This is a genomic window from Herbaspirillum sp. BH-1 (genome assembly GCF_002870055.1).
GTDB classification, from domain to species: Bacteria; Pseudomonadota; Gammaproteobacteria; order Burkholderiales; family Burkholderiaceae_D; genus Herbaspirillum; species Herbaspirillum frisingense.
Genome location: NZ_PKOI01000012.1, coordinates 55,269 through 67,427, shown reverse-complemented (window position 1 = coordinate 67,427; position 12,159 = coordinate 55,269). Strand labels below are relative to the sequence as shown.

Genomic DNA, 12,159 nt, shown 5'->3' with positions numbered 1-12,159 from the left:
ATCAGAACCTGTAGCTCACGCCGATGCGGACGACCGGATACAGGTTGTAGCCATGCACCTTGTCGCTGAGTTCTGCGTTTTCCGCCGCGACGTCGGTGGCCAGCCGGGCGCACAGCGCAGCGGTGGCGTTGCATCCCGAGTTGCTGACCGAGGTCGACGCATTGCCCTGGAACATGACCCCCAGATCAGCCGTCACGCCCCAGCCGCGGTTGGGCGCCGCGGCATTGCCATAGCCCAGGCCCAGGTAGGGCGCGAACTTCTTGAAATCGATGCGGCCATCCACCTGGCCGGCCTGGGCCGCCGTATAGACATTGCCGTTGATGGTGTAGATACCGTTGGCCTTGGGCTTGCCGGTGGCGTCGATCTTGTTGCCGTTGTAGATCACGCCGCCCGAGAGGCGAAAGCCGTTGTCGAACGGGAACCAGTCCAGCAAGGCATCGAAGGTGCGCAGCTTGGCCCGGGCGTCGTAATTGACGTCATTGGTGCTGGAATTGAACGAGTAATCGAAGTAGTTGACACCGAAGCGCGCATTGAGCTGCTGGGCCAGCGGGACGCTCAGGTGAACGCCCACGCCGGTGGTGCCGACCTCGCCGCTGAGGCCGATGTTGGCGGCATGAACGCTGCCCAGGCTGGCGGCGCCCAGTCCGATGAGGCAAGCACAGGAAAGATGAAGACGGTGCACGAAGAATCCCCCGGGATAATAGAAAAGTGATGGTTCAGGCAGATGCAGACCTGACCATCGCAGCCTATGGTTGAGGGGGAGAGGGTGTAAAGCGCGACAGTGCCGAAAAGCAATGAAAGGGAGGCCCCGGCAAACGGTCGCGTTCCCTTTACGCCACAGTGCGGGCTCGCTTCACCCCGGCTTGATGTCGCTTCGTCAACCCGGCCGGCGGGCGCCATTGACGGCCAGGTAGATCGCATACAGCGAGGTCGTGGCCGTGATGAACAGGCGATTGTGACGCGGCCCGCCGAAGCAGACATTGGAAACCACCTCCGGCACCCGGATCTTGCCCAGCAGGCATCCGTCCGGCGCGTAGCAGTGCACGCCGTCGCCGGCGCTGGTCCAGACATTGCCCAGCGCATCGACCCGGAAGCCGTCGGCCAGGCCGGGCGTGATCGTGGCGAAGACACGGCCGCCGCTGAGCTGACCATCGTCGCCGACGTTGAAGACGCGGATATGGTGCGGCCCGTCGGCGCGATGGGTGCGGCCGGTGTCGGCGATGTAGAGCAGCTTTTCATCCGGCGAGAAGGCCAGCCCGTTGGGGCGCTCGAAATCTTGGCTGACCGGCGTCAGCGCACCGCTCTGGCCGTCGATGCGATAGACGTGGCAGCCACCGATCTCGCTGTCGGCCTTGTGGCCTTCGTAATCGCTGTCGATGCCATAGGCCGGGTCGGTGAACCAGATCGAACCGTCCGACCTGACCACTACGTCGTTGGGGGAGTTGAGACGCTTGCCCTGCCAGTGCGAAGCCAGCACCGTGCGGCGCCCATCATGCTCGGTGCGCACCACGGCACGCGCGCCATGCAGGCAGCCTACGATGCGGCCCTCGCGGTCCAGGGTATTGCCGTTGTTGTAGTCGGAGGGCTGGCGGAACACGCCGGCCCCTGCGCCTTCCGACCAGCGCAGCAGGCGATTGTTGGGAATATCGCTCCAGATCAGTTCATCGGTGGCCGGCAGATAGACCGGGCCCTCGGTCCAGCGACTGCCCTCGTGCAGGCAGTCCAGGCGGGCGCTGGGGACGATCAGGCTGGAAAAGCGGGGATCGCAATGTTCGTAGGGGTTGGCCGGCAGGCTGGAGGGGAAGGGGGAACAGGTAGGCGAAGCGGCGAGCGAAGGGGTGGTCATGGAGTCTCCTTGGTCTGTAGCCTGTCGTGATTGCAGGGCGATACTATGCTGGACAGGATGATAACCCGTGGCCATGCCGCGTCAGAAAAGGGACGGGACGGACGGCAGAAGCAGGACCTGGCTAGCCCTTTGATGCATATCAATGTAGTCCGGGTATGAAGTGACTATCCTGCAAGCTCCAGTCAATACCAGCTCGCCCGGTGGGCTCGCGGCCCAGCGCATGTGCGCGCCGCGTCAGTCCGGCGCGGCGGCCGGCCAGGAGCATCGCATGCAAGTCGCCCATCCGTCCACCCTGCATCCTTCCGCCAGTCTCGCCGGCATGAACAAGAGCGTGCTGCGCAAAATGGACCAGCGTGGCCCGCGTTATACGTCCTATCCCACGGCTGATCGTTTTTCCAACGACTTCGCCGTGACTGACTACCTGCATGCGGTCTCCGACCGTCGCAGCATGAGCGCCTGGCGCGCCTTGTCGCTCTATTTGCACATTCCGTTCTGCGACACCATCTGCTACTACTGCGCCTGCAACAAGATCGTCACCAAGAATCGCTCCAAGGCGGCGCTCTACCTGAGCTACCTCAAGCGCGAGATCAGCATGCAGGGCTCGCTGTTCTCAGGCATGAACCAGGTCGAGCAGCTGCATTTCGGCGGCGGTACGCCGACCTATCTCTCGGACGAACAGATGACGGACCTGATGGACCACATCCGTCATTGCTTCGCTCTGGCGCCTGATCACGTGGGGGAATACTCGATCGAAATCGATCCCCGCACCGTGTCGGTGGAACGCATCCACAAGCTGCGCGAGCAAGGCTTCAATCGCGTCAGCCTGGGTGTGCAGGATTTCGACCCGGAAGTGCAACTGGCGGTGAACCGCGTGCAATCCGAAGAACAGACGCTGCAGATCATCCAGGCCGCGCGTGACGCCGGCTTCCGTTCGGTCAGCATCGACCTGATCTATGGCCTGCCCAGGCAGAACGTGATGTCGATGTCGCGCACGCTGACCAAGGTGATCGCCGCCAGCCCCGACCGCATCGCCGTCTACAACTACGCGCACATGCCGCAGCTGTTCAAGACCCAGCGCCAGATCAAGGAAGACGAGTTGCCCAGCGCCGACAGCAAGCTGGACATGCTGTCCCTGTGCATCCGCCAGCTGACGGCAGCCGGCTATGTCTACATCGGCATGGACCACTTCGCCAAGCCGACCGACGACCTGGCCATCGCCCAGCAGCAGGGGCGTCTGCACCGCAACTTCCAGGGCTATTCCACCCATTCCGAAACCGACCTGGTGGCCTGCGGCGTCTCGGCCATCAGCGCCGTTGGCGGCAGCTACAGCCAGAACGAAAAGACCCTGGACGACTACTATGCCCGTCTGGAAAACTCGACCCTGCCCATCGCCCGTGGCATCCAGCTGGGCATGGACGATGTGCTGCGTCGCCTGATCATCCAGCGCCTGATGTGCAACTTCGAGTTGTCGATCAATTCGCTGGAAATCGCCTATCCCATCGTCTTCCGCGAATACTTCGCTACCGAGATGGAAAAGCTGAAGCAGCTGGAAGAAGACGGTCTGATCAAGATCGAACCCGAGTGGATCACCGTCGAACCCAAGGGCCGCCTGCTGATCCGCAATATCTGCATGGTCTTCGACCGCTACCTGACGCAGGATCGCGAGAAGGCCGCGAGCCAGAACAAGGATGCACCACAGCGCTATTCGCAGACGGTCTGAGTGGAGTCGACGTGAACCTGCTACCGATCTTCCTGGTGGGCCTGATGGGTAGCGTCCATTGCATCGGCATGTGCGGCGGCATCGTCGGTGCGCTCAGTTCGGCAGGTCCGGGCCGGGCCGCGTCGGCGCGTACACCGGTCACGCTGTCGGCCTCCGCACTCGGCGCGGTTGAGCCCGGGGCTCTTAGCCGTGTCATTCCCATCCAAATTGCGGGCGGTAGCACTGGCACCGTCCCGGTCTTCACGCAGGACCTGGTACGTGTGTTGAGCTACAACCTCGGTCGCCTCTCCAGCTATGCGCTGGCAGGTGCCCTGGCTGGTGGCATCGCAGCCGGGCTCTTGCGGGGTGCGGACGTGCTAGGCTGGCTGGCACCGGCGCAGACGGCCGCCTATGTGATGACCAATCTCGTCCTCGTTCTGCTTGGGCTGTACCTGACCCAATGGTGGACGGGCATGACCCGCATCGAACAGCTGGGCAGCGGCCTCTGGGCGCGCCTGCGTCCGCATGCGGCACGCCTGGTGCCGGTCGATACGCCCCAGAAGGCCTTGCTGCTGGGCAGCCTGTGGGGCTGGTTGCCCTGCGGGATGGTCTACAGCGCCTTGCTCACTGCCCTGATGGCCGGTAGCGCCGTGCAGGGTGCGCTGACCATGCTGGCCTTCGGCGCCGGCACCCTGCCGGTGTTGCTGGCGGCGGGTTTGTCCGGGGCACGCCTGCGGCAACTGGCGTCACGGCCGGCAGTCCGCCGCGCGGCCGGCGTGATCGTGCTGGCATTCGGCATCCTGGGCTTGCTGCGTGCCGCCGAGATCGGCGGCATGGGCATCGCCCGTGGCTGGATCGATGTGTTCTGCATCACGCCAGGACATGGAGCTTGAGCATGAACGGCAGCGATAAGGGCGACGGGAGCGGGGAGGGGAACCCGTGTTTCCACTGCGGTCAACCGGTACCGGCCGGGGAGACCTGGCCGCTGCAAATCGGTGGCCATACGCGCGCGATGTGCTGCGTGGGTTGCCAGAGCGTGGCCCGTCTGATCGTCGATAGCGGGTGTGAAGATTTCTACCTGCGTCGCACGGTGCCCTCGGCACGCGTCGATCCTGAACAGTTGCTGCCACCGGAACTGGCGCTGGTGGACCTGCCCCTGCAGGCGCAGCATCACGACGCCCCCGCTACCGACGACCAGGCCGCAGAACTGGTGCTCTCCATTGATGGCCTGCGCTGTTCAGCCTGCGTCTGGCTGATCGAAAAATACCTGGCGCGTCTGCCCGGCATCCGTATGGCCGAGATGAACGTCGCCAGCGCCCGTCTGCATATCCGCCGTGATCCGGCGCTGTGCTCCACCTCCGTCATCCTGCGCGGTCTGCGTGGCCTGGGCTACACCGCCTATCCCTTCGATCCCCTGCGCCAGGGCGAGCAGGCCAGGCGCGCCTCGCGTCGCCTGTTCCGGCAATTGTTCATCGCCGGGCTGTCGATGATGCAGGTCATGATGTACGCCGTGCCGGTCTACATGACGCATGAAGGTATCGATCCCGACATGATGTCGCTGATGCGCTGGGCCAGCCTGTTCCTGACCATTCCTGCCGTGTTCTATTCGGCCCTGCCTTTCTTCACCGGTGCCTGGGCCGGCCTGCGTGCGCGCGCACCGGGCATGGACCTGCCGGTGGCCATCGGCATCGCCGCCGCCTTCGCTGGCAGCGCCATCGCCACCTGGCGCGGCGAGGGCGAGATCTGGTTCGACAGCGTGAGCATGTTCATCTTCCTGCTGCTGGCCAGCCGCTATCTGGAGACGGCGGCGCGGCGTCGTTCGGCCTCGGCGCTGGAGCGCATGCAGCAAGCCTTTCCGGCGTCGGCCCTGGTGCTGGGCGGCTATCCGCAACAACGCGACACCACGCTGGTGGCAGCCGCGCAACTGCAGCCCGGCGATGTCATCCTGGCCCGACCGGGCGACACCATCGCGGCCGATGCCAGCCTGATCGAAGGCGAGACCGAACTGGACCTGGCGCTGCTCTCCGGCGAGAGTCGCCCGCAATCTTTCCAGCCTGGCCAGGAGGCCCCCGGTGGCGCCGTCAACCTGAGTCAGCCGGTGTTGCTGCGGGTGGTACGCACCACCCGCGACAGTACCCTGGCCGCCCTCACGCGACTGGCGGAACAGGCCGGGCAGGGCAAGCCGGCATTGGCGCAGTGGGCGGACCTGGTGGCTTCGCGCTTCGTGGTCGCCTTGCTGTTGCTGGCGGCGGCGACCTTCCTTGCCTGGCATCTGATCGATCCCTCGCGCGCCTGGGCCACGGCCATTGCGGTGCTGGTGGTGTCCTGTCCCTGCGCACTGTCACTGGCCACGCCCTCGGCGTTGGCGGCGGCGACCGACCGGCTGCTGCGCGAAGGCACGCTGGTGGTGCGCGGCAATGTGCTGGAAGCCCTGCAACGCGCCGATACCATCGTCTTCGACAAGACCGGCACCCTGACCCAGGGGCGGCCGCAACTCACCGCCTTCTGGAGTGAAGCGCCGCAGTCGCGGATGCTGGCGATGGCCGCCGCCATGGAGCGTGGCAGCCTGCATCCGCTGGCGCGCGCGCTGGTGCAGGAAGCGATGGCGAAACAGGTCCGGCCGGTCGACGTCACCATGCTGGAATCGGTGACCGGGGCCGGCATGCAGTGTCAGATCGACGGCGTGATCCACCGCATCGGCGCGCGCCGCTTCGTCGCCGACATCGCGGGTGACGTCCTGCCCGATGCACTGAACCAGCCGGTGGCAGCCGGTGCCGGCGCGGTGTACCTGGGCAGCAGTGCCGGCTGGCTGGCGCGCTTCGACCTGGCCGATGCACTGCGGCCCGATGCCGTGGCCACCGTGGCCGCGTTCCGCCGGCTCGGGTTGCGCACCATTCTTCTCAGCGGCGACCAGCCCGAGGTGTGTGCCGACGTCGCCGCCGCAACAGGCATCACCGATGTGGTCGCCGGATGCACGCCGCAAGGCAAGCTGGACTACGTGCGTCAGTTGCAGCAGGGCGGGGCGGTGGTGGCCATCGTCGGCGACGGCATCAACGACGCGGCCATGCTGCGTGCCGGCGATGTCTCCTTTGCCATGGGCAAGGGCGCGGCGCTGGCGCAGATCAGTGCCGATGCCGTGATCATCAGCGACCGCCTGCAGGCCGTGGCCGATTGCGCCGGCATGGCGCAGCGGACCATGCGCATCGTGCGGCAGAACCTGGTGTGGGCCACCCTCTACAATTTCCTGGCCATCCCCGCCGCTGCCTTCGGCCTGCTCGATCCGTGGATGTCGGCGGTGGGCATGTCGCTCAGTTCGCTGCTGGTGGTGGGCAATGCCCTGCGTCTGAGCCGCCGCGCACGCGGCTCCGGGCGTGCTGTCGACGAGGCCGCCAGCGACATCGCTGCGCCCGCGCCGGCGCTGGCAGGAGGTGTCTGATGGAAGCGCTCTACCTGCTCATTCCCTTGAGCACCTTGCTGGTGTTCGTGGCGATCTGGATCTTCTTCCGCGCCTCCGATAGTGGTCAGTTCGATGACCTGGAAGGTCCGGCCATGCGCATCCTCCATGACGACGATGCCGTCCCCGGCAAGGATGCTCCAGGCGCGCCCTGAGTCCTTCCTCCAAGCCTGTCCCTGGGGGCAGATACCGTCTTTTTCCTGCGTTTTTCCTGTTGTTTATCCGTCTTTGTTTTCATGCTTCTCCCCGCTTTGATACACGTCAATGCCCCAGGGGAACTCGACCCGTAAGCTCGCGTTGATCAGTACTCAACATAGTGGGGAGAGTTTCGTGAGCAAAGAAAATAGCTACAACTACAAGGTTGTGCGCCAGTTCAGCGTGGCGACCATCCTGTGGGGCGTAGTCGGCATGCTGGTCGGCGTGTTCATCGCCGCCCAGCTGGCATGGCCCGAATTGAACATGGGGATTCCCTGGCTGAGCTTCGGCCGGCTACGTCCCTTGCATACCAACGCTGTCATCTTTGCCTTCGGCGGTAGTGCGCTGATGGCAACCTCGTATTACGTCGTGCAGCGTACCTGCCAGGTACGACTGTTCTCCGACTTCCTGGCCGCCTTCACCTTCTGGGGCTGGCAGGTGGTCATCGTCGGCGCGGCGGTCTCGCTGCCGCTGGGCTTCACCCGTGGCAAGGAATACGCCGAACTGGAATGGCCCCTGACCATCCTGATCGCCGTGGTCTGGGTCGCCTACGCGGTGGTGTTCTTCGGCACCATCGTCAAGCGCAAGGTGCAGCACATCTACGTGGCCAACTGGTTCTACGGTGCCTTCATCATCGCCGTGGCCATCCTGCACATCGTCAACGGCATGACCATGCCGGCGACCATGACCAAGTCCTACTCCATGTACAGCGGCGCGCAGGACGCCATGATCCAGTGGTGGTACGGGCACAACGCGGTGGGCTTCTTCCTGACCGCCGGTTTCCTGGGCATGATGTATTACTTCATCCCCAAGCAGGTCAACCGTCCGGTCTATTCCTATCGCCTGTCGATCGTGCACTTCTGGGCGCTGATCTTCACCTACATGTGGGCCGGTCCGCACCATCTGCACTACACCGCACTGCCTGACTGGACCCAGTCGCTGGGCATGGTGTTCTCGCTGATCCTGCTGGCACCGTCCTGGGGCGGCATGATCAACGGCATGATGACCATGTCGGGCGCCTGGAGCCAGCTGCGCACCGATCCCATCCTGAAGTTCCTGGTGGTGTCGCTGTCCTTCTACGGCATGTCGACCTTCGAAGGTCCGATGATGGCCATCAAGACCGTCAATGCCCTGTCCCACTACACCGACTGGACCATCGGCCACGTGCACTCCGGTGCCCTGGGCTGGGTCGGCTTCGTCACCATGGGTGCGATGTACTACCTGATTCCGCGTCTGTCGGGCAAGACCCAGATGTGGAGCAAGGACCTCATCGAGATCCACTTCTGGGTCGCCACCATCGGCATCGTCCTGTACATCGCCGCGATGTGGATCGCCGGTGTCATGCAAGGCCTGATGTGGCGCGCCGTCAACAGCGACGGCACCCTGACCTACACCTTCGTGGAAAGCGTCAAGGCGACCTATCCGTACTACATCATCCGTCTGATGGGTGGACTGATGTACCTGTCCGGCATGCTGGTGATGGCCTACAACACCTGGCGCACGATGCGCGGCACCGAACTGGCCGTCGCACCGATTCCTGCCGTGACCAACGCTGCGCACTGATTTGGGGGAAATATGAAGTTTTCGCATGAATGGATCGAGAAGAACCCCTGGCTGCTGATCGGCCTGGTGCTGCTGGTGGTGAGCGTCGGCGGCCTGGCCGAGATCGTGCCGCTGTTCTTCCAGAAATCGACCACCGAGCCGATCGCCGGCCTGAAGCCCTACTCGGCGCTGCGCCTGGCGGGCCGCGACGTGTACATCCGCGAGGGTTGCTACAACTGCCACTCGCAGATGATCCGCCCGCTGCGCGCCGAGACCGAGCGCTATGGCCACTATTCCGTGGCGGGCGAATCGGTCTACGACCACCCCTTCCAGTGGGGTTCCAAGCGGACCGGACCTGACCTGGCCCGCGTCGGCAGCCGCTACAGCGATGAATGGCATCGTGCCCACCTGCACAACCCGCGCGACGTGGTGCCGGAGTCCAACATGCCGGCCTACCCGTGGCTGGAACAGACCAAGCTGGACAACTACGACATCGTCTCGCGCATGAAGGCCTTGAAGCGCATCGGCGACCCGTACACCGAAGAAGACATCAAGAACGCCCCGGCCGAACTGGTCGGCAAGACCGAGCAGGATGCGCTGATCGCCTACCTGCAGGGCCTGGGCATCCTGATCAAGGCGGAGAGATAAGACCATGATTGAAATGATTACCGATCCACGCAGCCTGATCACGCTGATCAGTTTCATCACCTTTGCCGGCATCCTGTGGTGGACCTACGTCGGCCACAAGCCCGCCGATTTCAAGCAAGCCGAGATGATTCCCTTTGCCGATGGCGATATCGGCCAGCCGGCTTCGGAAGGCGTCGACAAGGAGGTGCGCCATGGCTGATTTCACCAATGGTTTCTGGAATATCTGGATCATCGTCCTGACCGTGCTGGGCATTGCCGGTTGCGCGCTGCTGCTCTGGCAGCAGTCCAACTGGAAGGTCAAGAAGGGGGACCAGCCGGTCGCCGGTTCCACCACCGGCCACGTCTGGGACGAAGACCTGAGCGAACTGAACAACCCGCTGCCGCGCTGGTGGATGTGGCTGTTCTACCTGACCATCTTCTTCTCGGTCGGTTACCTGATCGCCTATCCAGGCCTGGGCAACCTGCCCGGTACCCTGGGCTGGCGCTCGACCGGCGAGCACGATGCCGACGTCAAGGCCGCCGAGGCCCAGTACGGTCCGCTGTTCGAAGGCTTCATGAAGCTGGACCTGAAAGAGGTCGCCGCCAATCCGCAAGCCCATGCCATCGGCGAGCGCCTGTTCCTGACCTACTGCGCGCAGTGCCACGGTTCGGATGCCCGCGGCAACAAGGGCTTCCCCAACCTGACCGACAACGACTGGCTGCATGGCGGCACCCCGGAGATCATCAAGGAAACCATCCTCAAGGGTCGCCATGGCGTGATGCCTCCGATGGGCGCCGCAGTGGGCAGCGACAAGGATGTCGACAACGTGGCCAACTACGTGCTGAGCCTGTCCGATTCGGCCCATGACCCGATCAAGGCTGAACTGGGCAAGTCCAAGTTCGCGGCCTGCATGGCCTGCCACGGTCCCGGCGGCAAGGGCAACCAGGCACTGGGCGCGCCCAACCTGTCGGACAAGATCTGGCTCTATGGTGGCAGCATCGACACCATCAAGGAAACCATCAACAAGGGCCGCGACAACACCATGCCGTCATTTGGCGAGTTCCTCGGCGAACCCAAGGTGCATGTCCTGGCCGCCTATGTGTGGAGCTTGTCCAACAAGCCCAGCAATGCAGCCGCCAAGTAAGCCGTCTTGACGACGTGACGTCATCCGCCGCCGGGACTGACGCAGACAAAGATCTGCGCGCTCCCGGCGGTTTCGTGAAAGGCGCTTCTCACCACAGTCTGGAAGCGCACAGAGAGTGAAAGCAGATCAGGCAATACCATGGACAAGGCCGTAACGAAACCCGGGCAGGACAAGGAAGGGGACCTGCCACCCCAGAGCGCCGACAGCAAGGACGGCAAGGAGGAATACGCCGTCATACGCATGTATGCCGCGCGTGAACAGATCTACCCGCGCGAGATCCAGGGCCGGTTTGCCAGCCTGCGCTGGCTTTGTGTGTTCCTGACGCAGCTGGTGTTCTACGGGCTGCCGTGGATCAACTGGAACGAGCGCCAGGCCGTGCTGTTCGACCTGGCTTCCCGCAAGTTTTACCTGTTCGGCCTGGTGCTCTGGCCGCAGGACTTCATCTGGCTGGCCGCATTACTGATCATCTGTGCGTTCAGCCTGTTCCTGTTTACGGCCGTGGCCGGCCGCGTCTGGTGTGGCTATGCCTGCCCGCAGACGGTCTATACCGAAATCTTCCTCTGGATCGAACGTCGCATCGAAGGCAACCGCAGCGCCCGCATGCGCCTGGACCGCCAGGGCTGGTCGTTCGACAAGCTGTGGCGCAAGTCGGCCAAGCATCTGGCCTGGGGCGCGCTGGCCTTGTGGACGGGCATCAGCTTTGTCGGCTATTTCTCGCCCATCCGTGACCTGCTGCCGGAGATCGGCAGCCTGGCCCTGGGTCCGTGGGAGATGTTCTGGATCGGCTTCTATGGCTTCGCCACCTATGGCAATGCCGGCTGGATGCGCGAACAGGTCTGCAAGTACATGTGCCCCTATGCCCGCTTCCAGAGCGCCATGTTCGACCGTGATTCACTCATCATCACCTATGACGCTGCCCGCGGCGAGCCGCGCATGCCGGCCGCCAGGGCCGCCAAGATGGAGACCGGCAGCAAGGCCGGCGACTGCATCGATTGCACGATGTGCGTGCAGGTCTGCCCCACCGGCATCGATATCCGGCAGGGCCTGCAGTACATGTGCATCGGCTGCGCCGCCTGCGTCGACGCCTGCGACAGCGTGATGGACAAGATCAAGCGCCCGCGTGGCCTGATCCGCTATTCCACCGAAAACGCCGTCGAGCAGGGCTTCTCGACCTCGGAAATCCGCCGTCGCCTGTTGCGTCCGCGCATCCTGATCTACACCGCCATCCTGGGCGTGGTGATTGCCGTGTTTGCCAGCTCGCTTTGGATACGCACGCCGCTGAAGCTGGATGTGATCCGTGATCGTGGCTCCATGGGACGTGAGGTGGAAGACGGCATCATCGAGAACGTCTACCGCCTGCAGGTCATCAACACCGATGAGCGCGGTCATCGCTACCGCATCAGCGCCAGCGGCATCGATGGATTGACGGTCGATCCGGCTGAACCCATCGAGATGGCCGCCACCCAGACCTTGATGGTGCCGATCCGCGTGCGCGCGCCGCATGGCGCGGGTGAAGTCGGCTCCAACAAGATTCGCATCGCCCTGCAGGCGGAAGACCAGCCGTCAGTGCAGGTCAGCGAAAAGGCCGTGTTCCTGGTGCCGCGACGCTGAGCCAAGACCTGTCCCCATCCGTTCAGAGAGTAGAGAGGAA

Annotated in this window: 11 protein-coding genes; 9 read left to right on the top strand and 2 right to left on the bottom strand. The window is 64.0% G+C overall.

All coding sequences use genetic code 11. From position 1 onward, the window contains the following. Position 1: 1 nt before the first annotated feature. Both HBH1_RS16285 and HBH1_RS16280 read right to left on the bottom strand, forming a co-directional pair. Positions 2–682, bottom strand: a complete 681-nt coding sequence (locus HBH1_RS16285; RefSeq protein WP_233207630.1) for a hypothetical protein — start codon at positions 680–682, stop codon at positions 2–4. 195 nt (positions 683–877) lie between these two features. Beyond that, positions 878–1,846 carry an SMP-30/gluconolactonase/LRE family protein gene (locus HBH1_RS16280; protein ID WP_233207629.1) on the bottom strand — a complete coding sequence of 323 codons (969 nt, stop codon included), beginning with the start codon at positions 1,844–1,846 and terminating at the stop codon, positions 878–880. Between the two features lie 268 nt (positions 1,847–2,114). On the opposite strand from HBH1_RS16280, the gene hemN reads away from it, so the two are divergent. From hemN to ccoG, 9 genes are all read left to right on the top strand, one after another. After that, entirely contained in the window at positions 2,115–3,566 is a 1,452-nt protein-coding gene (gene hemN / locus HBH1_RS16275; RefSeq protein WP_102663577.1) for an oxygen-independent coproporphyrinogen III oxidase, read from the top strand. Positions 3,567–3,577: 11 nt separating this feature from the next. Then, positions 3,578–4,438: a sulfite exporter TauE/SafE family protein gene (locus HBH1_RS16270; RefSeq protein WP_102663576.1), complete on the top strand. Its 861-nt coding sequence runs from the start codon at positions 3,578–3,580 to the stop codon at positions 4,436–4,438. A 2-nt stretch (positions 4,439–4,440) separates the two neighbouring features. Then, on the top strand, positions 4,441–6,981 hold the full coding sequence (locus HBH1_RS16265) for a heavy metal translocating P-type ATPase (protein ID WP_102663575.1): 2,541 nt from the start codon (positions 4,441–4,443) through the stop codon (positions 6,979–6,981). Beyond that, positions 6,981–7,154 carry a cbb3-type cytochrome oxidase assembly protein CcoS gene (ccoS, locus tag HBH1_RS16260; protein ID WP_006464222.1) on the top strand — a complete coding sequence of 58 codons (174 nt, stop codon included), beginning with the start codon at positions 6,981–6,983 and terminating at the stop codon, positions 7,152–7,154. The genes HBH1_RS16265 and ccoS overlap by 1 nt, the downstream gene beginning before the upstream one ends. Before the next feature lie 175 nt (positions 7,155–7,329). Further along, a complete protein-coding gene (ccoN, locus tag HBH1_RS16255; protein ID WP_102663574.1) occupies positions 7,330–8,757 on the top strand; it encodes a cytochrome-c oxidase, cbb3-type subunit I in 1,428 nt (475 codons plus the stop codon). A 12-nt stretch (positions 8,758–8,769) separates the two neighbouring features. Further along, on the top strand, positions 8,770–9,384 hold the full coding sequence (gene ccoO / locus HBH1_RS16250; RefSeq protein ID WP_006464224.1) for a cytochrome-c oxidase, cbb3-type subunit II: 615 nt from the start codon (positions 8,770–8,772) through the stop codon (positions 9,382–9,384). 4 nt (positions 9,385–9,388) lie between these two features. After that, entirely contained in the window at positions 9,389–9,583 is a 195-nt protein-coding gene (locus tag HBH1_RS16245; protein ID WP_102663573.1) for a cbb3-type cytochrome oxidase subunit 3, read from the top strand. After that, positions 9,576–10,508: a cytochrome-c oxidase, cbb3-type subunit III gene (ccoP, locus tag HBH1_RS16240; protein ID WP_102663572.1), complete on the top strand. Its 933-nt coding sequence runs from the start codon at positions 9,576–9,578 to the stop codon at positions 10,506–10,508. The genes HBH1_RS16245 and ccoP overlap by 8 nt, the downstream gene beginning before the upstream one ends. A gap of 138 nt (positions 10,509–10,646) precedes the next feature. Continuing rightward, positions 10,647–12,119 (top strand): cytochrome c oxidase accessory protein CcoG, encoded by a 1,473-nt coding sequence (ccoG, locus tag HBH1_RS16235; RefSeq protein WP_102663571.1) that lies wholly within the window; start codon positions 10,647–10,649, stop codon positions 12,117–12,119. Positions 12,120–12,159: the final 40 nt, after the last annotated feature.